This window comes from Candidatus Neomarinimicrobiota bacterium (genome assembly GCA_030743815.1).
GTDB lineage: Bacteria > Fidelibacterota > Marinisomatia > Marinisomatales > S15-B10 > UBA2146.
On record JASLRT010000090.1, the window covers coordinates 18292 to 38405 of the forward strand.

Below are 20114 nucleotides of genomic sequence, written 5' to 3' on the forward strand. Positions count from 1 at the left end.
ATATAAGTGGTCGATCGGAAGCTCTCTGTTCTCAGAAGCTTACCCTGATCCCAAGATCGATTTCCCGTCGCAAATTAAAGTAGTCGGGACGGTCAAAGTATGTACTATACCCCGAAGCACCGGGACCTGGATCATTCGGACTGCCTGTCTGATCATAGACGGTCAACGGATTCTTGCGATCGAAAAGATTGGTTATCCTTGTAAACAGTTCGAATCGTCCGCCAAGGATTTCAAAGCCGCGAAACATATTCATATCTACCGATTTACGTGACGGCATCCTGGCGGACATAGGTTCGCCCGCTCGTGCACTACCGGTGACAGGGGTGTAGGGATAACCGGTCAAATAGGTCAGAACGAAGCTGATCCGCCATAGGCTCAACGGCTTGATGCCAAAGAGAGTGGGACCGAATCCGGATGGTGAGCGGAAAGAGATCCAAGCGTCCAGCGAGTGCGTCTGATCATACGGCTGCAAGATTTCGCGCTTAGGCTCTGTCTCCGCCGTTTCACTGTTCCAGTAGCCGCTCCAGGAATAGTAGCGGTTGGCCGTCGCCCGCGAAAAGGTGTAATTGACCTGCGCTTCAAACAGATGTCCGAATCGCTTATCTATGGTGATATCAATACCTCGTGCCGTTCCGTGATCGTAATTATCGAACAGATAATAGCTGTAAAGACCGAGAGAATCGGGATCGAAACCTATGATATTAATGGTGCCTGACTGACCTTCCAGCGATTTCGTCCAAACCTCTGTCTCTACCGCCCACAAGGGACCTACCTGCTGCCGGATGCCAAATTCGTACTGCGTCGTCTGCTGCGCCTGAAGATAGGGATTGCCGATGAGAGGACGACCTGTAGTGAGATCGCGCGTGGCAGTTCCAACGTAAAGATTTCTATATTCCGGTATCTGAAAAAAATGTCCGTAATTGAAGTGAAAGGTTGTCCTATCCGTAATCCGGTATCCGAATCCCAGGCGGGGACTGAACTGCCACTTGTCTTTACCGCGCTGAAGAGCCGTTGTGGGATCCTTGGGATCGCTCCACAGTTCTCCCCGCGAATCGGAGAAGTCCGCCCGCCAGCCCAGATTGAGTATCACGCGGTCCAAGTCCAATTTGTCCTGAATGTAAAATGCCGCTTCCTCGGGATATTCGTGGTAGTTATCGGCGTAAGGACTCTCCAGATAGGGAAGCTGAATCTCCCTGAAATAGATGTCCAACTTCTGAATCTCAAGACCGCTCTTCATTTCATGTCGTTTGCCAAATTGCCCTGTGAGAGCGATTTTTGCACTTTTGGATTCATAATAGTCCCGATGCCAGTAGCGCATGAGACCACCTTTGTAAAGGTAAACGCCTCGGGAAGAATCAAATCCTACCGTTGAGAGTGGATAGTAGAATGAGCCCAGCGAGCTGGGCGTCGGATGATCGGGATCTTCCGGTTCATAGTGCCACAGTTCATCAGGATCGTCAGGAGCACCCAAATCATCATGGTCGTAATCGCTCGTGTTGAGACCGGGACCAAACTCATCGTCGTGAAGGCCGGGGGTGTGGTATCTTCGGTCTTTACGTAAACGACTTAGGTTGACTGTATAATAAACTCTTGTATTGATCTGGTGATGGAAAGTCAGTCCCTGTTGCAACGACTCGTCTTTCGTGATGTGACGTACGTTCATGGCGTAGCGCCAGCTGTGGGCATAGTTGCGGAATTGTCTGTAAGTGTCCCTATGGAGGAAATTGAACTTTATAACCGGAGAAAGGTAGTAGGTCAGTTTCAGGTTCCAATCCCAATTGTCCCGAAAACCGAAAGCTTTCCAACCGGTGAACGAATCGAAGGGATGGGCACGCCTCTCCTGGCCGTAGATATCGGTATAGGTGGTGTCTCCCACTCGGCTGCCGAAGTAGGTATCTGTCGGATCAGTTATGAGAGTCGAATCGTAGGTGATATCATCAAATTCATACACCCTATCTTTGTGATCGCTCTTTTCTCCCGAGAGGAAGAAACTGAGTCCTTTGATCAGAGGCACAGGCCCGGAAAAGGATGCCAGAAGATCGGAGTAGTCACGAAGGGCGTCAGGAGTAGAAAGGGGTGCGAGACCGCCGGATCCGTCAAGATCACTCCAATTGCTGGTACTGGCTTCAAAGCTGGCGTGGTACGAATCAGTCCCCTCCTTGGTAACGATGTTCACCACGGCCGATTGGGCGTTGCCGTATTCAGCATTAAAGCCGCCGATTTCAACCTTCATCTCCTCGATAGCGGCGCGATTGATGACCGTTCCCATGCCGGCGTAGATGGCGTCTTCCACATACATGCCGTCCACCATGTAGGAGATTTCGCCGTTTCTTCCGCCGCGTACATGCGTCTGATCAATTCCCCGATCCTGAAAACCTGCGATCTGATTGAATCTACCCTGAACTTGAACCACACCCGTCTGCATCCTTAGAATGTCTTGTGAGGATTTCACCGGCAGAGACATGATGGTTTCTGAATCGAAAGAGAGCGATTTGTTGGTGACTTCCGCTTCAATGAGCGGACGTTTCGCCGTTACCACCACTGTTTCGAGCTCAAGGGTCACGAGGTCGAGCTCAACGTCCACTTCAGATGTCACATCAATCCGGACGCGTAGGTTCTTCACAACCACAGTATTGTAGCCGATCATAGAAAATACAACTGTATACCGGCCGGGCGGCACATTGGTGATGAAGAAGAATCCTTCTTTGTCGCTTGCAGCTCCACGGGAAGTACCTTCAATAATTACATTAACTCCGATGAGAGGATCGCCAGTCTCCTTATCCTTAACTGTTCCACGTATTTTCCCCGTAGTACCGGCTTGTAAGACTGCCCCGTTAAAGGCAAGTACGATTAGAAAAGCGAGTATAAATGAGCGAATCAGATAATGACCAACACGACGCTGACCATTCATCATATTATTGATGCAGGAGTGCATAGATTTTCTCCTCTCTACCATTGCTTCGAAAAGCATGAGATCTATAACATTAAGAATATATTACATTGTAGAATGATTTTCAATGTCATTATCGTGTCGCCACCCAATAGTGAATGTGTACTCAGCAGGTATATGTCATAGGGTATTGCGAGTCTCTATTTGAGGAGAATGAGCTTCATCGTCTGGTGTAGATTTCCTGCAATGAGTTGAGCGAAGTAAAGTCCACTCGGGAATCCCGACGCATCCCACGCTACTTCATGTCTACCAGTTATCACTCCACCACTCACCAGTACTGCCACTTCCCGGCCGCTTAAATCGTAGATCGCGATGCGCAACTCAGATGCTTCAGGAACGTCGAAGCCGATGGCAGTCGTTGCATTGAACGGATTAGGGTAGTTCTGGTACAGAGAATAGTACTGCGGCAAGGTTGGTTCCGTGTCGACACTTACGGTCAGTTCGCCGAAGAGCATATCCTTGAATTCCCAGTCGCGATGAAGCTGCCACTGGTCATCAAAATGAGGGCTCCTGACGCCCATCCAACTGATAAAGCCGCTCTGGCCCGGAGGCACAATATTTTCGTCGATCCAGCCGTCACCAGTGAGTTCAAATACCTGTTGATAAGAACCGTGGCTGTTGAGATTCTGCGGCACCGCTTTTACATCATCATAAGCGATCGATGAGATGGGATCAACATATTCATACATTAACCTGACACGATGATCACCAACCCAGGGGACGTTGTCGCCATTGTCCCACCAACTCACCGGTTTGTTGTTCCAGTTGACAAAGTATTCCTGATCTGTGCTATCAGCTTGCGGCAGATCTTCGAACGGAATAAAGCCACCCCACTCCTCCGAACCGTCGCCCTTGTGCGGCAGACGCGGATCGACACCATCACTCCTGTCCTGGAACTTACCCGCATGCCAGTACTTCACGTTCTGATCCTGATCGGCATAGTGGAGGTTGAAATTCATAACGAAGTGATCTCTCACCAGATTCTCAAACTGTTCAAGGGTCGTCGCCTTATAGCTGTTATAGAAAAATTTCATCATCGTTACCTCTTCTTTCCAGAATGCCATTTTTTCAGCGAAAACCTGTTGTTTCTCAAGGTCTTCAGCGATGATGGGGCCGTGTACCGTCCTGTAGTGCGTAAATATTTCGCTGGCTCCCAGTCTGACATGGATTGTATCGGTGATGACCTCAAAATCGTGCCACTCGCCATTGTAGTAGTACTGACTAAAGGAGGCGTCTTTAGTAGAATCGATATAGATATCTGTATTATCGGAGACCCCGCTGGTCATGCTCCACGCATGATGATCCGTATGTCCGATAATAACACCAGGGATGCCCGCCACGGACATACCGCCGACGTGAAACTGGGGACAATCCAATTCTACTTCATTGGCAATCTGAACTTCATTATACCGTGGTTCTCCCATTTGTGGACAGCCGAGCAAAATCACATTCCCACTGCTGGATCTTTCCGGCGTTACTAGAACCGCAAAGCTACCGAACTTCGTGGGCAGATTATATTGATCCGCAATGACCTTTATCCCGGTTTGACGGCGCTCCAGTTTGTCCACAACTTCCGGTCTGACGGTCATTCCTGAATAATGCCATTCTCGCTGTGCCGCCGCGCCGCCATCCTGGATTGTGGTGGGAGCTTCAGGATCGTTGATGGGACGGTTATCATCGAACCAGTCTTGACCCTGATTCTGAAGTTCCACCAGGCGGCTGAGTTCGCTCCCGCCGAACTGTCCGAAATTGCGCCCCAGGTATTGACTGACAGCAAGGCTGTTAGAGGTCGTCCACGGTTCCATCTTTATATTAAGAAGGACGATCTCCTGCGGTTTGTATTTATTCGGATTGAGCGCCATGGTATCAAGAAATGTATTAACTCCCATAGCGTAGGCAGAGACGAAACTCTGAATCTGAAGCGGAAGATCGTCATACTGTTGCCGCCTCTCCTCTTCCGTATAGCCTACCGTTCTCGCTAACTTATCCCAGCCGAGAAGATCACCGCCGAGGACTTCCGCCATCCGCCCTTCCGCCGCGCGGCGATGGAACTCCATTTGGTTGAGACGGTCTTCCGCCACTGCAAATCCCTGACCAAAAAAGACGCCCACTTCATTTTCCCCTATAATGTGCGGGACACCGTACTCATCACGCAGGATAGATACTGTTGAGCCGTCGGGGGCGGTTAGGGTACGATCGGCAGCCAGCGAAGCTGTAATCAATGCCGCTGTGAGGACAACAACCGTAATAAGTCTATTCATAAACGTTCAAAAATAGAGTCTATCAGCAACAATACCAACAGTCCTGTTAAATGTTCGCCCCTCTTGTCTAATCCCTGGTGGCTAAATATGACGGGATCTATCTCCGTTTTTATGCAAAAACCTACTTGATAAATACTATTTTGGTGTTTACCTTATTATTTACGTATTGCTTTTGAATACATAACGCTGAGGAATTATATATGGGTAAATGCAGGTTCACTTTGCTACATATTTCAGCACTCTTACTTCTTTCGTGCTCAAGTCAGCCCATTGAAGAGCTGACTATTACTGCATCTTCATCTAAGGCTAAGGAACTATTCCTGGAGGCTCGATATGCCTCTCAGGAAAACAATGGTGGCGACGCCCGCGAAAAGTACAGAGCAGCGCTTGCCGAAGATACCGACTTTGTGCTGGCCAAACTATACATTAATGAACAGGACCCCATCAAGAACCGGCAGTACAGGCAAGAAGCTTTTGCCGCCAAAGATCGTGTCTCAGACATGGAACGGTCATTCATCCAAATTGAAGAGAATATATTTGAAGGCAATTCGGACGGTAGGCTCGAAGCCGCACAGAAGTTGGTCGCCGATCATCCCAATCTCCCGGAGGCGCATCTAGAACTGGGTTGGGCCTACAATGTGAGGAGAGAGCTCGATCAAGCAGCGGCGTCTTTCAAACAGTCCGTGGAGATTGACCGCGATTTCTATCCTGGTTGGTTCTCTCTCACATCACAACATGTGGGGGTCGGAAACAACATTGAGCTACCCGATGAAGAGAAGGACATGGACCTTGCGCTGGGCTACGCGGACGAGATGATACGAATCCGCCCCGACGCCGGTTACTCCTATCAGTTGAAGGGAAACATTTACCGGCATGCCAGCGATTTCGAAGCGGCCAAGAAAGTCTATGAGAAAGGGATCGAAGTCGATGAAGAGAGCGGCTCATCTCATATCAATACCGCCATACTGGTCTCCGCCCACAATCTTATGTTTAACGGTGAGTTTGAAGAAGCGCACGAACGCTACAGCCGTTCTATCTCTCTTGCTTCCAACCCTAACGGCAAGCTTAACTTGACCATTTACAAAATGTTCTCATACTTGCATCAGAACAGGTTTGATGAGGCAATTGACCTCCTCGCCGAAACGGAGTCAGGAATCGACGATATGGATCTGTCTGAAACGGCGGCCCTCGGCTGGAAAGCAGGACTTAATTTTCAGAAGTTCCTTGTCTATGGACACAGCCAGAGAAAGAAAGAAGCGTTCGAGGCTGTCGAAACGAATATCGCTCTCAGAGAGAAGATGATGGTTAAACTGGATGATGAAATTACGAAACGGGACAACACAGCCGGCTTTGCATCACTGCGCGCCTGGTGCAATGTCCTGTTTGGCAATTATGATACCGCTGAAAATCATCTTAACGAGGCAAAAGCTATACTTGAGAACATCAAAGATCCGACAATACTTGAAGGGTATTACGGTCTCAAAGGTATGATCGCCCTCAACCGCGGAAAGACCGATGAGGCGGTGAAGTTTTTCGAGAAGGTGGATGAAGCGAATAATCTGTACTACGGCTACTTCAAGGCGCTTGCGCTGAAGGGGGCTGGTGAGGATGAGCGGTCAAACAAAATTATTGAGGGGATCACCCGCTGGAATTTCTCCAGCTGGCACAGCGCCATTGTCCGCAACCTGGCTAAAAAACAGCTTGGCTTATCCTAATTACAATTTCAATTGAATTGAGGACTAAAAATAATGCCATTAAAACGAGGATTTAATATGATAGCCGTAAGAACATTCTTTCTCCTGGTGCTCCTGATAACATCATCGGTCGCGGTCGCGCAACAAAAAGACGAACAGGGCATCTACCTTGTCGCTGAGAAGATGCCTGAGATTAAGGGAGGTGTACAGACTGTCGCCAAGAAACTAAAATATCCGAAACAAGCGAAAGTTATGCAGGTTCAAGGTGTCGTCTATGTCGGTTTTATTGTCACTGAAGAAGGTAAAGTTAAAGAACCGAAAATCTTAAGACCGCTGGGTGCAGGTTGCGATGAAGAAGCTTTAAGGGTTGTTGAGGAATTGGAGTTTGTTCCCGGCTACCATCAAGGCAAGGCTGTTCCCGTGAGATTTGTCCTCCCTATCAGGTTCAGGCTCAAGAGGAGTTAGAGTTCGATGAACGTAAGGCGGCGAATGCGGCTAGTAGTACCATCTATCATTCTGTCCAGCTTCTTGTTGGCGGCGAACGGACAAATGGTCTTCCAGAGGATTACTAATGAAAATGGCCTGTCGGATAACGTCATCGGTTCAATTTCTGATGATAACAACGGTTTTGTCTGGCTTGGGACAACGGAAGGTCTCAACAGGTACGATGGTTATGACGTAACTGTTTTCTCCTCTAACCCGTTCGACAGCACGGCACTGTCAGGAAATAGAATCTGGAACCTCTACAAAGATTCCGCAGGTGATCTCTGGGCAATAACCGATAAGGGGCTGGACTTGTACCGTTATGGTAAGGACTCGTTCACACGATATACGACCGCGAGTAGACCTGTTTACGTCTTGGAGGACCGTGACGGCGTGCTCTGGGCAGCGACAAAACAGAGCGGCGTCTACAGAATTGATAAGTCGACGGGTGAAGTGAAGAGTTTTCAGTTCAGTCCATTAGACCCATATACGATTTCCAGTGACGATTTTGATGAAACACAGTTTACTCCAATTGTGGAGGACACCCTGGGCAATCTCTGGTTCGGCACCACCAACGGGCTTAATTACTATCGTAAGGATAAAGATATATTCATCCGTTTTTTCCACTCAGAGTCAGACACAAACACCGTATCAGACAACAGAATAAATACACTACTCATACTGGATAACAGCCTATGGGTAGGTACCCCGAGCGGACTGGATAGAATCCGGATTGGCGATCTGAAGGTAGAGCGCTACGCCCGTACTCGCTGGTTCTCTATGGCTCAATCGTATGCGGTATCTCAATTAATACCGTTTAAGACAGGCGCACAAATGTCAGGATTCTGGATGGCCACTTACAGCGGACTTGTCTATTACGACGCGAATATGGACATGTTTGATGATGTGATTTACGAAAACCTCTTTGGCAAGTTCGTCAGAGCCGTTTATGAAGGGATTGATGGTGATCTATGGATATATGTGGCTGGGTTCAAAGGCATTATCCATTTTAAGACTTCAAACTTCTACAGTATGTATGGTCTGATTGATGAAGATGTAGATTTCGAAACGGCTGTACACGATCCTGAAGATGCCGGATCAATCTCTGGAAATGAGATAACAAGTTTATTTATTGATGAAATGAAGAATGTCTGGATCGGTACTACAAAAGGGCTGAATAGACTCATCAAGACACCCAAGTACTTCCAGACACTCAATCCAAATACAACGAAGGATATCGTAAGGGGTCACAATATTGAATCAGTGAGAATTGATTCTGATAACTCTGTCTGGATTGGACACGAAAAAGGAGTTGACCATTTAACCAGTTCCCATGAACTGATCCGTAGCTACATCTCCGATCCAATGGATGAAAACTCATTGCTCACGGCGGAGACGGGTATTCTCGAGATTTCACCTGAAGGAGGGATCTGGATTGCAAGTCAGTACGCCGGCTTAACCCTAATAGATCCAGACAGTAATAAGTTTACGAGATTCCCCAATATTGAAGACGTTGACAGAGGTGATCAATTAGCAGGGAAAATACGTACCATCTACAGGGATCGAGAAGGGATTATGTGGTTCGCGACGTACGACGGAATTGCCAAACACAAGCTGGACAGATTCGTTATTTATAAGTACAACCCCAGTATGCAGAATGCGCATGTTGCCGGTGTCACAGCCTTTTTGGAGGACTCTGGAAACCACTTCTGGATTGGAACGGAATCGAACGGTCTGTTCCGTACCGATAAGAAGACAATGGAACCAACAAAACACTACATTCTCGATCCAGACGACCCAAACAGTTTCTCCTCGAATGTAGTGGCATCCTTGTATGAGGACGGAGATGGTACCCTGTGGATCGGATCGGCGGGAGAAGGACTATACAGGTACAACAGGGACGCGGACAACTTTGCGAGATATTCAGTTGGCGACGGCTTGCCCAGCAACACTATTTCGTCAATTACCGCTGATAATGAAGGATTCTTATGGATGGGCACTCGACGCGGCGTAGCGAGGATGAATCCCCAGGAAGAGTCATTCCAATCATTTACTGAATCAGACGGACTACCGGGGGATATCTTGAATCCGGCATCCATTGCCGTCAGTTCTCTTGGCAGGCTGTATTTTGGTGGTGTAGCTGGGCTTACAACAGTAAATCCTGGCAATATAACCACTAACCTTGACAAGCCTGCTCTGGCCATTGAAACGGTCGAAACGATCGATTTCAGAGGTAACAAGCAGTTAGTCGATTTTTCAGAGGGTGCGATTGAGATTGATCACAGAATACAGTCAATTATCGTAAACTTCGTCGGCCTGAGCTACAATAAGTCAGTGAAGAATCAGTACGCCTACAGCCTAGAGAATTACTTGACCAACTGGGTTGACAACAGCACCAACAGATCGGTCTCACTGCAGGGGCTCGATCCTGACTCTTATACCTTCAAGTTCAAAGCAAGCAACAATGACGGCTTGTGGAACGAACAGCCGTACACTCTTCAAATAAAGGTGAATCCACCTTTCTGGAAGACTTGGTGGGCATATTCATCTTACGCCTTGGTGGTGCTGGTTGCAGGAGCATTTGTCGTCCATCAGGTAGACCGGGCTCAGCGCAGAAAGATCGAAGAGAAACGAAAGACGGATGAACTCGCTGAGGCCAGAGATCTCCAGTTGAGCATGATTGCACAGGAAATGCCTAATATTTCCGGGGTAGAAGTTGAAGCCTACATGCGTACCAGCACAGAAGTAGGCGGCGACTATTACGATTTCTTTGAATTGCCGGACGGTAATATTTATGCTGTCTGTGGTGACGCAACAGGACACGGCACAAAATCGGGCATGATGGTCTCGATCACAAAAGCCGGGCTTTCCGGAATAGAATCGGAATCACCGGATGATATACTGAACTTGCTCGATCGCGTAGTAAAGCGGGTAGAGACTGGCAGACTGAGGATGTGCCTCAACATATGTGTGTTCAAGAACGGCGAAATTCATCTCGGTTCTGCAGCAATGCCACCCATTTACCACTACTCGGCGTCATCGCGGCAAGTGGAAGAGATAGCGATATCTAATCTGCCTTTGGGAGGTGGTGTTCAAGAACAGTTTGAGAAAGTAGAAAGGTCTTTTAACGATGGGGATGTTCTGGTAATGCTCTCAGACGGACTGCCTGAAGCACCCAATAATGAAGGTCACTTGCTTGACTATCCCGCAGTGAGGGACTGTATCGAGAACACCGCCAGCGGTGGTGCAAGAAAGGTCAAGGAGGCGCTGATAAGCCTTGGCGACGAATGGATGGCCGGTGTCCAAAACCCTGATGATATCACTTTCATCGTCTTTGAGAAGAAAGAGTCCGCTCAAACCGCCACGGCGTAGGTACGAAGGGGAAACATAAAATGCATGCAAAACCAAAAACGACAGTAGAATTATCGATACCCGTAATTCACGACATGGAACTTGCCGCTACAAACACTGCGGAAGTAGTGGCAAAACATATGGATCTTAATGAAGAGGCCACCGCTGAAATCAGTATGGCGCTCATCGAAGCGTGCCTGAATGCATTTGAGCACTCCAGATCGGATGGAGCAAACGTGTTCATACATTTTATCATAGAAGAAGATACTCTGATCATAAAAGTTGAAGATAAAGGCGTCGGTTTCGAAAGTGAGAAGGTTGAAATACCGGATATTGATGATAAACTGAAAGGCCAGAGAAAACGCGGGTGGGGACTTCAGATCATCAAAGAACTTATGGATTCAGTTGAATTTGAGTCTTCTGAATCGGGGACAACTGTAACAATGGTCAAGAATAAGTAGAAGACTCTTAGGAGAGCAAAAGCATGACAGATTTTGGCTTAGATGTTCGCGAAGCAAACGGTATCGTAATACTTGAGACCGATGGTTACCTGAATAACATCGCCGGGGAAAAGATTGCTGAAGTGTGTTCAGAGAAACTCGAAGAAGACAAGAAGATGTTTTTGATCAATCTGGAGAGAACTAAAGTAGTAAATAGTATTGGTGTATCGATACTGATCGAGATAATTGAAAAGCTTCAAGGTGTAAATGGTAAACTTGGCTACTACAATTTGGTCCCAATTGTTGAAAAGACGTTCAATATCATGGGTCTGACCAAGTATTCCACTATCTTCCCCTCCGAAGAAGACGGCTTGGAAGCGTTTGCCGACTGATCCTTCCCTTTGAACTCTGATTCCGATTACAAGGATCAAGTTGAATTCTACCTGAACGCCCTCGATGAATTGGGCGCTGTCCTGATAGATGAGGACAAGTCTTCCGGGATCAGCCGAGGCATACTGAGGATTATCCTTGGAACGATGATGGCGCCGAGAGGCGCCATTTTCATTCACAGCTCAGAAGGTCTGAAAGTAATGGCCGTCCAGGGAAACAAGAAGCTGAAATCACCACTGCCGTGGTCAGAAGAAGTCAGTAGTCAGTTGAGGGAGTTCAAACATTCGTCTCTCAGCGGCGGAGAAATCGACAGTCTCCTCAGCGATCTGCCCGAAAAGACAAGGCGCTATTTCTCTGAGCTGGGCTGTGAACTGTATGTACCTCTCTACCACAAGAATTCTTTCATTGGGCTGCTTGCCCTGGGAAGGAAGTTCACTAACGAAGATTTCACCGAAACAGAGATGAAAATCCTTGAGATTATCTGCAATCATCTCACTGACGCGCTCTATAATCAGGAACTTATTGAAGACATCCAGGAGAAAAGAACCGACTTACGCCTCAAACTGCTCGAATTGCAGACACTCTTTGACGTAAGTCTCGCCATAAGTTCTGTCCTCGATATGGACTCCCTCACGGAAGAAGTGCTCATTCGAGCCGCGGCAACGTTGAATGCTTCCACGGGATTCGTACTGATGGCTCAGGAGAACAGCCCAATCTTGAAACTGAAAGCCAGTTTCAACGCCGATGAAGACCATCTGAACAAGATCATGTTTTCAACTACAAAGGGGGTACTCGCCGAGATCTGGAAAGGTCAAGAACCGAAAATGCTTTCGGTTGACGATAATACTGAACTCCAGTCCAAGATCATGCACGATAATCTCTTGTTAGCACCACTCATCGGAAAAGACGGTGTGCTTGGATGTCTAGTGTTATGTGATAAGGAATCTCGAACTGGGATTGGTCCTTTTGCTTCTGAAGATCTAGAAATGTTGATGTCTCTGGCGGCGCAGGCGGGTGTAGCGATGGACAATGCTCGGCTGTTCAGAAACATCACTGATGCAAAACGTTTTAGTGAAAGCATCATGGGAAGTATTGCCACCGCTGTCATAACCACCAATCTATTAGGAGAAATAGACTCTGTCAACGACGCCGGCCTGAGGATTCTACAGATGCCGTCAGAGGAAATCATAGGAAATCACTATCAATATCTGTTCGAAAATGATTCCGCTGTGTGTGATGTCATATTAGCCGCCGAAACTAACCGGAAGATCGCTTCAGAGATGCATATCTCTTTTACCATAGGTTCAGATGAAACAATGATTAACATATCCGCCGCCCCGCTGACCGACTACCAGAACCAGCACCTGGGGATGGTTATTGCTATTGAAGATATTTCAATTGAAAACAAGATAAAGAACACTTTTAAACGTTATGTTTCCAAACAAGTAGTAGATCAATTACTCGATGATGAACGGGCACTGAATCTGGGTGGAGAAGAACGAGAGGTCACAATTCTTTTCAGCGACATCCGGGGTTTCACAACCATGAGCGAAAACATGACGCCCGAGAAAGTGGTATCGACCCTGAATGAATATTTCAGTGAAATGATTGACATTGTTTTCAAACATAATGGTACTTTAGACAAGATCGTGGGTGATGAGCTGATGGTAATTTATGGGGCTCCCATTTCGTCTGAAGACGACTCTACTAACGCGATTGAAACAGCCATCACAATGACTGAATCGTTGAACAAATTGAACAATAAACGGATTGCCCGAAATGACGTGCCAATTAATATTGGAATCGGAATTAATCGTGGAAAAGTTATCTCTGGTAATATCGGTTCAAAAGATCAGATGGATTATACCGTCATCGGGGACACCGTCAATTTGGGATCACGCCTTTGTTCAGTTGCTCAGGCGGGCCAAATACTCATATCCAAGGCTGCGAAAGAACACGCCCGAGGCTCCTTCAATTTTCATGAATTGGATCCGATTGAATTAAAAGGAAAAGCTAAACCGATACAAATCTACGAGGTGATGTGATCACCCTTATGAGCGAGTCCCATGTACAACTGATTCATGAGGCGTTCACTCCTCAGATGATAGGTTCTCGATCTTCTGGGCAATATCGTCCAGTTTATATTCTATAACGGTATAGTGCGTCTCGATCCTGTGTAACCGTTCCTCAATCTCCTCATCCAGGATAAAATAATCTGTCACCATGGAAATAAAGGTGCCGAATAGAACCAATCCGGAAAAGATCAGTGCAACCGAAATAACCTTCCCTTCTACTGTTGCAGGCTCAACATCGCTGACGAATCCTAGCGTCGTGATGGTGATAAGATTCCACCAGACACTATCTCCCAGTGTATTGATGTATTCGTTAGCAATTTTCTCGAATTGATAAAAACTTATTGAGGAAAGAAGCAATATTAGAACTGTGAGGAACACTATATTTTGAAATGAGGATAAAGCGTCATTTTTATTAAAAATAAAATGCACATGCCTCAATGAACGGACCAGTCTAAGAATTCTGATAATTCTAAATACTCGACCGTACCGAAGGAATCCGACTGCAGGGATTGATGATACCGCATCAATCCAACGAGACTTCAGGTATTTCGTTTTGTTGTCTGACTTCACGAGGCCAACCGTAAAATCTCCGAGGAAAACGAAGCAGATGAGAGTGTCTATGATCAAGAGAATGTCCAGCGTTCTATCTGAAAAGGTTACGACCGTTTCGAGATAGACCTCAGCAATCACATAAACGGATAAGACAAATATGAACTTATCAAAGCCGCTTAATCCTTTTAAGAACTTCATTTGACCCCCTAGTCTCTCTTTTTGATCTCTATTATTGAATTATGAAAAAACTGTCATGCATTGCTAATAACAACTTTATCTCTATTTCATTTTGTCGCATTTGTAAGGCTCACCTCACATTTAGCGATCATTGGTCTCAGGTCATCTTGCATCGATTGATTGATATCGAATCATGCTGAGTCCTCACCCCCCTAAGTACACAGTTATGGAAATGTTAGCGAACTTTTATATGACAAGTCAAGTTATTTTGAAAACAGGTGGGTGCGCATCTGTTAATGAAAGCGGATGAATAAGGGATGATCACGATCTGGCCATCCCATTTGATTTTCACAACTCCAAGCGCTGCCCGGAATAACCAGTCCATGTATAATTGCGGCTACCTGGCTATATCTGTTTTACTAGCGCCACTCATGACGCCAGATGCGTCGTCCGTCGCTTTTAAACCAGACAGCTCCTTCCAGATCAGTTCTCAGCACCTGCGCGCCGGAATCCCGGACTCTTTCCATAACCAGCGCAGACGGGTGATTGAACTTGTTCCTGTCTCCTACCGAAACGACAGCAAAGTTAGGCGTAATAAGATCCAGAAGTGGTTGCGTTGAACTGGTGATGGAACCGTGGTGCCCTACTTTCAGCACGTCTGTATCGAGCTGATCCGTGAAAGCAATTGTCTCTCTGTCACCTTCCCTCTCAAGATCACCCACGAACAGGTATGACGACTCGCCGTACGTGATCTTCATAACGATGGAGATATTGTTAACGTTCCTCTCATGAATGGCCCACAGACTGTCGGGATGGAGCAGATATAGCTGGGCAGGATCAAACCGCGATTCCAGCTCCCCTGCTCCAACCCGCCTGTAAATGATTTGACCTTCTTCGATCCGATTGCGAATCGCCTGGTACAGCCGTGAGTCATAATCTGAGAAGGTGTCCCATATTTCCTTAACCGGGACCGCATCAAGCAGTGCCTCCACACCGCCGATGTGATCGCTGTGAGGGTGTGACATGACAAGCAGATCAACCGTGTCCACGCGCAGATATTTCAGCACGGGTACCACCACCTTCTCACCAGCATCGCGAGTGAATGTCTTCGGTCCGACGTCTACCAGGATTGTCTTCACACCGTCTTCCGTGGGAACATGCAAGACAGCGGCATCGCCCTGCCCCACATCGAGGAAAATGACGTCCATGACGTCATGATGGAGCGCCCACGGCCAGATGAACAGATTCGCCGCAAGTGTCAGTGCAATGGCACCCTTCCAGAGAAGACGGCGCAGCATTAGAAACAGAGCTGCGATGAAGAGCCCGTACTGAATCAAATTGACGGTGGATGGCGTACCGGCGTCCAGATAAGCAAACGGAAGATCAGAAAAGAATCGTGTCAGAGCAAAAGTCACTTCACTCAAAAACCATGCTGAATTGCCGAACGCATCGCCCACAAACGGCAGCCACGATCCTATAAGCAGGATGGCAAAACCGATGGAGACGATGAGCCCGATGACCGGCACGATGAGCACATTGGCAACCATGGAAATGATGGGAATGCGATGAAAGAACGACCACGTGAACGGGATGGTGCCCATTTGCGCCGACGCCGTTACAATGACGAGAGCGAAAGTCCCTCTCACAAGCGGATTCCTTATGTTCGAGGGTCGAGCCTTTTCCGGCAGAACAGAGTCAATCTGGCTATAGAAAAAGACGATAGAAATAACGGCCGAGTATGAGAGGAGAAAGCCGACGTCGAAAAGGTAGTTCGGACTGACCAGCAGAAGCGTAAGAGCAGATGCGGCAAGTATGTTCCACAGACTGACATTTCGCTGAAACAGCGGCGCCGCTACGTAGAGTGATGCCATTAGTACCGCTCGCCAGACGCTGGCCCGCCCGCCGGTAATGATCGCATAGAACATCAGCGCTGCGATGACGGCAACTTTGTCCCATCGGTATGGAATCCTGATCAGCTTCGCCAGCGCCATGATGATGATCAGCACATAGCCTACATGTAGTCCGGAGACAGCCAATACATGAATGACACCGGTATCAGCAAAGTCCTGCCTGATTTCGCTGGGAATCTCTTCGCGCAAGCCGATGATAAGGGCCGTCATCAGTCTAGCGGCGTCCCCTCCCACCGTGCCGTGGAACAGCCTTCTGGCCCACTGGCGGAATGCCTCTATCCAAGCAATGACTGTTGCTGTATTATTCTCTGCCGTTTCAACGGATACTCCCTTCGCCAGGTAAACATTGGCCCAGATATTTTTTCTCTCGTAGAAGGTCTTAAAATTAAAATCACCGGGATTGCGAGGACCGCGGATTGTCATCATTTCGCCGCGCAACATTACACCACCGCCAACAACGACTTCACCTCCCTTTTCGCTGTATACTTGAATTCGGAAGTTATCGGGTCGCCACTTGAGAGAGTCACTCGTTATTCCGTCAACCTCCACAAGGTATCGGTATCCCCGCTCCATCTGCCTGATCTCCCGTACCTCTCCCGAGACTTCCACTTCGCGTTGGTGGACGCCTGATACGAACTCTCTTTTTTCACGCTCATCGTATTGTACGATGGACAGCCTCAGTCCACCGCAAACAACCGTCATGACGATCAAGAGGGTGATCAGTCTGTTATCATGGCTGACCCTCCACAGCGGGATCAGCGCTACAGCGGCGATTACGAGGAGTATTAGTGCTGGAAAGTGAAAGAACTGTTGAAGGAGTATACCGGCGACGAAAGCGAGACAGAAGGATACCAGAGGGGACTTCTGGAAGAAGATCGGTATATTCACATTACTGTCCTACCCGCCACGGTTCCCACTCAAAACTGGTATTCGCTTCTGAGCTACCTGCCGGGCAAGCAGCCCAACAGACATTCAGAATACTATCAAAGACTCTATCGTCCCTTGAGGAGTTCTTTCTGCTTCATGAGAAGCAGTTCGTTCGCCCGCTGAATCTTCCCGTTCTGATGCAGCATGACGATGTGCAGTGCGTCTAGGAACTCGATGTGGAGGTTATCGGGATTCGAGTAGAATGCGTCTAGAAATGCGGCGATGACCTCATAAGCCGGCATTTCGTCCGCGTAATACTCTTTCAGCCGCTTGGCGGAGTTTTCGTGGGAGAACGGCGGCGACCAGTAAGCATCCTCCCTCTTCTGCCTGAGTGCTTCCTGCTGCAGAATGTTGAGACTTTCTGTGAATCCCGTATAGAGTCCCTGAAGGAACAATACTTTGCCGCTGTCGCTGAGAGATTGCCAGAAATCGCTCTCGGATCGGTCCTGTCCACCCAAGACAGTTATCATCAGTAGAATAAAGAGAGTCTTTCTCATTGATCAATCATTATCGAAGTGATTCACGATGGGATAGCGCCGTCCCATTCCGAAAGCTTTGCCTGTCACTCTCAGACCGGGAGCCGCCTGTCGGCGCTTGAATTCAGCGCGACGAATGAGAGAAGATATTCTTTCCACAAGGGCATCGTCGTACCCCATCTGCACCAGTTCCTTCTTTCCCCGGTGGTTCTCAACAATCTCGTCCACAAGTGGACTGACCACATCGTAATCGAACGGATCTACCTGTCTTTCCGCAAGCTCGGCAGATGGCTCTTTCAGTAAGATGTTTTGCGGGATCATCTCTTTACCGCGGGATCGGTTGTACCATTCAGCCAGCGCATAAACATCAGTCTTACTGAGATCGCTGATGGCGGCAAGTCCCCCGCTCATGTCGCCATAGAGCGTGCAGTAACCCAGGGCAAGTTCGGTCTTGTTTCCCGTGGAGAGAACCAGATAACCAAGTTTGTTGGAAAAGGCCATGATGATGTTGCCGCGGATTCTTGCCTGAATATTCTCTTCCGTGATATCGTGTCCCATACCGTCGAAGTGAGGAGAGAGAACTGAATCATAATCGTCCATGAGGTCTTCGATGCTGATATTCAGTAGTTCGATTCCCAGATTCTTCGCCAGCTGGGTAGAATCATTCACACTATGCCCGGAACTGAAATGGGAAGGCATAGTGATGCAAGTAACGTTTTGACTCTCCAGCGCCTCTTTGGCTAAACACGCTGTCAGCGCCGAATCGATACCACCGCTTAGAGCTATCACAGAGTGAGCGTGACCCGTCTTACCGAAATAGTCCCGGATTCCAAGAACCAGTCCGTTGAACAACTCCGCTTCCCTGTCGTAGGGACGGGCGTCAATTACTACTGGATTGTCGAGATCAATTAAGATAAACTCTTCCTCGAATTGGGCCCCCTCGCGAATCAGTTTTCCGCCGGAATTGTAGACAAGAGAGTGGCCGTCAAAAATCAGTTCGTCCTGCGCCCCTACCTGATTGCAATAAACAAACGGTACGTTGAGACTGGCGCTTTTGTTCTCAATAAGATTAATCCGCTCGAAACGTTTGCCTTCACTGAAAGGAGATGCTGATATGTTGATAATCAACTCTGCCCCGTTGTTTACCATTTCATCTGTCACCTTGCAGTTGTACCCTTCATCCCAGAGATCCTCGCATATCTGTAGACCAACTTTCACATCCTTGCCTGCAATTGGTATTGTGACAGGTTGCAGGTTCTTCCCCGGAGAAAAATAGCGATGTTCATCAAAGACATCATAGGTTGGAAGAAGCACTTTATCATAGGCGGCAATCATCTTCCCTTCTCTGGCCACAACAGCCGAATTGAAAATGCGGTCGTTCTCTTTTCTGACAGCGCCGAAAATGGCAGGAATTTGATTAATCTTCTTAATGACAGACGCCACAGCCTCTTCTGTTCGGACAATGAAGCGGTTTTCGGTGAGCAGATCCTGGGGCGGATAACCGGTGATGACCATCTCAGGAAAGATAACCAGTTCAGCTCCATTTGACGTGGCCTCATTATAATATCTGAGTACCAAATCGGTGTTGTAACTGAGATCTCCAACAGTTGGATTTACCTGGCAAAGTACAAGTTGCATTGTCTTAGTTAAAGTATCGCTCTAATATTTGATGCGGAATCCGCGAAATCTTTTTTTGAAAGGGCCCCACTTGACGTCCACTTCATCAACCGAAGCGATTCTCGGACCCTGCTTGAGTTCGGTAATGAGTTTCTCAATGGTCGTTTTCTTTCCCTCAACCTCCGCCGAGACTGAACCGTCGGGATTGTTGCGTACCCACCCGTCAAGGTAGAAATCCTCAGCCCACTGCTGAGTAAAGAATCGGTAACCAACCATCTGTACACGGCCGGTTATCCTGATAAAAGCGGACGCTTTTTCACTCATATAAGGCCGAGGATTTTTGCTACAGCTTCTTTGGGAGTTTCTGCATCTTGCATCCCCTTGATTTCCCAACTCCCCAGACCGACAACCGGTTTCCCCTGTCCCAGTGTGTGAGCGATCTCAGAGAGTGTTCCGTATTCGCCGTCGATGGCAATGGCTCCATGGACCGAATTGGCGATCATGACATTGCGGGCCTGGCCGGAACCAGTAGCCACCGGTATTGACACGTGACCATTAGCGTTATCGCAGTGATCATCGGGGAGAACCCCCACAGCGGTTCCACCTGCTTCCGCAACGCCGCGGCAAACGGCTTCCATCACACCTGTCCTGCCTCCGCAGTAAACAATGACATCCTCTTGCGCCAATAGACGACCCACCTCCATAGCTTTCTTGCTCGTCTCAGCATCACACACTGATCCTCCAAACACAGCAATCCTTGCCTTTCTTGCCACTTCTATCTCCCACTCATCAATCGAGAATAATCAATCAT

14 protein-coding genes are annotated in these 20114 nt (G+C 47.9%); 6 read left to right on the forward strand and 8 right to left on the reverse strand.

Annotated features, from left to right (window positions below; genetic code table 11):
* Positions 1-31: 31 nt before the first annotated feature.
* Entirely contained in the window at positions 32-2935 is a 2904-nt protein-coding gene (locus tag QF669_07335; protein ID MDP6457244.1) for a TonB-dependent receptor, read from the reverse strand.
* Positions 2936-3090: 155 nt separating this feature from the next.
* Positions 3091-5211, reverse strand: coding sequence for a penicillin acylase family protein (locus QF669_07340; protein MDP6457245.1), 2121 nt, complete (start codon positions 5209-5211; stop codon positions 3091-3093).
* Between the two features lie 200 nt (positions 5212-5411).
* Here QF669_07340 and QF669_07345 point away from each other — a divergent pair, with 200 nt between their 5' ends.
* Genes QF669_07345 through QF669_07370 form a run of 6 tightly spaced genes read left to right on the forward strand, consistent with a single transcriptional unit; the run spans position 5412 to position 13614 of the window.
* On the forward strand, positions 5412-6926 hold the full coding sequence (locus tag QF669_07345; protein MDP6457246.1) for a tetratricopeptide repeat protein: 1515 nt from the start codon (positions 5412-5414) through the stop codon (positions 6924-6926).
* Positions 6927-6983: 57 nt separating this feature from the next.
* Positions 6984-7370 carry an energy transducer TonB gene (locus QF669_07350; protein MDP6457247.1) on the forward strand — a complete coding sequence of 129 codons (387 nt, stop codon included), beginning with the start codon at positions 6984-6986 and terminating at the stop codon, positions 7368-7370.
* 6 nt (positions 7371-7376) lie between these two features.
* Positions 7377-10760 carry a two-component regulator propeller domain-containing protein gene (locus QF669_07355; protein ID MDP6457248.1) on the forward strand — a complete coding sequence of 1128 codons (3384 nt, stop codon included), beginning with the start codon at positions 7377-7379 and terminating at the stop codon, positions 10758-10760.
* 20 nt (positions 10761-10780) lie between these two features.
* Positions 10781-11200: an ATP-binding protein gene (locus QF669_07360; protein ID MDP6457249.1), complete on the forward strand. Its 420-nt coding sequence runs from the start codon at positions 10781-10783 to the stop codon at positions 11198-11200.
* Between the two features lie 23 nt (positions 11201-11223).
* Positions 11224-11571, forward strand: coding sequence for an STAS domain-containing protein (locus tag QF669_07365; GenBank protein MDP6457250.1), 348 nt, complete (start codon positions 11224-11226; stop codon positions 11569-11571).
* A gap of 9 nt (positions 11572-11580) precedes the next feature.
* Positions 11581-13614, forward strand: coding sequence for an adenylate/guanylate cyclase domain-containing protein (locus QF669_07370; protein MDP6457251.1), 2034 nt, complete (start codon positions 11581-11583; stop codon positions 13612-13614).
* Positions 13615-13659: 45 nt separating this feature from the next.
* Here the strand turns inward: QF669_07370 and QF669_07375 are convergent, their stop codons facing one another.
* The 6 genes from QF669_07375 to QF669_07400 all read right to left on the reverse strand — a co-directional run bounded on the left by QF669_07375 (position 13660) and on the right by QF669_07400 (position 20076).
* Complete coding sequence (locus QF669_07375; protein MDP6457252.1) at positions 13660-14394, reverse strand: ion transporter; 735 nt, start codon at positions 14392-14394, stop codon at positions 13660-13662.
* A 398-nt stretch (positions 14395-14792) separates the two neighbouring features.
* Positions 14793-17171 carry a DNA internalization-related competence protein ComEC/Rec2 gene (locus QF669_07380; GenBank protein MDP6457253.1) on the reverse strand — a complete coding sequence of 793 codons (2379 nt, stop codon included), beginning with the start codon at positions 17169-17171 and terminating at the stop codon, positions 14793-14795.
* 104 nt (positions 17172-17275) lie between these two features.
* Positions 17276-17707 carry a hypothetical protein gene (locus QF669_07385; protein ID MDP6457254.1) on the reverse strand — a complete coding sequence of 144 codons (432 nt, stop codon included), beginning with the start codon at positions 17705-17707 and terminating at the stop codon, positions 17276-17278.
* A gap of 3 nt (positions 17708-17710) precedes the next feature.
* Complete coding sequence (locus tag QF669_07390; protein MDP6457255.1) at positions 17711-19324, reverse strand: NAD+ synthase; 1614 nt, start codon at positions 19322-19324, stop codon at positions 17711-17713.
* Between the two features lie 21 nt (positions 19325-19345).
* Positions 19346-19627: an acylphosphatase gene (locus QF669_07395; GenBank protein ID MDP6457256.1), complete on the reverse strand. Its 282-nt coding sequence runs from the start codon at positions 19625-19627 to the stop codon at positions 19346-19348.
* Entirely contained in the window at positions 19624-20076 is a 453-nt protein-coding gene (locus QF669_07400; protein MDP6457257.1) for a TIGR00725 family protein, read from the reverse strand. The genes QF669_07395 and QF669_07400 overlap by 4 nt, the downstream gene beginning before the upstream one ends.
* Between the last annotated feature and the right edge of the window lie 38 nt (positions 20077-20114).

What these genes read in the sequence shown, in the direction of transcription:
- QF669_07335 (MDP6457244.1), bottom strand. Translation starts at nt 2,935, where the DNA reads ATGCACTCCTGCATCAATAATATGATGAATGGTCAGCGTCGTGTTGGT.
- QF669_07340 (MDP6457245.1), bottom strand. Translation starts at nt 5,211, where the DNA reads ATGAATAGACTTATTACGGTTGTTGTCCTCACAGCGGCATTGATTACA.
- QF669_07345 (MDP6457246.1), top strand. Translation starts at nt 5,412, where the DNA reads ATGGGTAAATGCAGGTTCACTTTGCTACATATTTCAGCACTCTTACTT.
- QF669_07350 (MDP6457247.1), top strand. Translation starts at nt 6,984, where the DNA reads ATGATAGCCGTAAGAACATTCTTTCTCCTGGTGCTCCTGATAACATCA.
- QF669_07355 (MDP6457248.1), top strand. Translation starts at nt 7,377, where the DNA reads ATGAACGTAAGGCGGCGAATGCGGCTAGTAGTACCATCTATCATTCTG.
- QF669_07360 (MDP6457249.1), top strand. Translation starts at nt 10,781, where the DNA reads ATGCATGCAAAACCAAAAACGACAGTAGAATTATCGATACCCGTAATT.
- QF669_07365 (MDP6457250.1), top strand. Translation starts at nt 11,224, where the DNA reads ATGACAGATTTTGGCTTAGATGTTCGCGAAGCAAACGGTATCGTAATA.
- QF669_07375 (MDP6457252.1), bottom strand. Translation starts at nt 14,394, where the DNA reads ATGAAGTTCTTAAAAGGATTAAGCGGCTTTGATAAGTTCATATTTGTC.
- QF669_07385 (MDP6457254.1), bottom strand. Translation starts at nt 17,707, where the DNA reads ATGAGAAAGACTCTCTTTATTCTACTGATGATAACTGTCTTGGGTGGA.
- QF669_07390 (MDP6457255.1), bottom strand. Translation starts at nt 19,324, where the DNA reads ATGCAACTTGTACTTTGCCAGGTAAATCCAACTGTTGGAGATCTCAGT.
- QF669_07395 (MDP6457256.1), bottom strand. Translation starts at nt 19,627, where the DNA reads ATGAGTGAAAAAGCGTCCGCTTTTATCAGGATAACCGGCCGTGTACAG.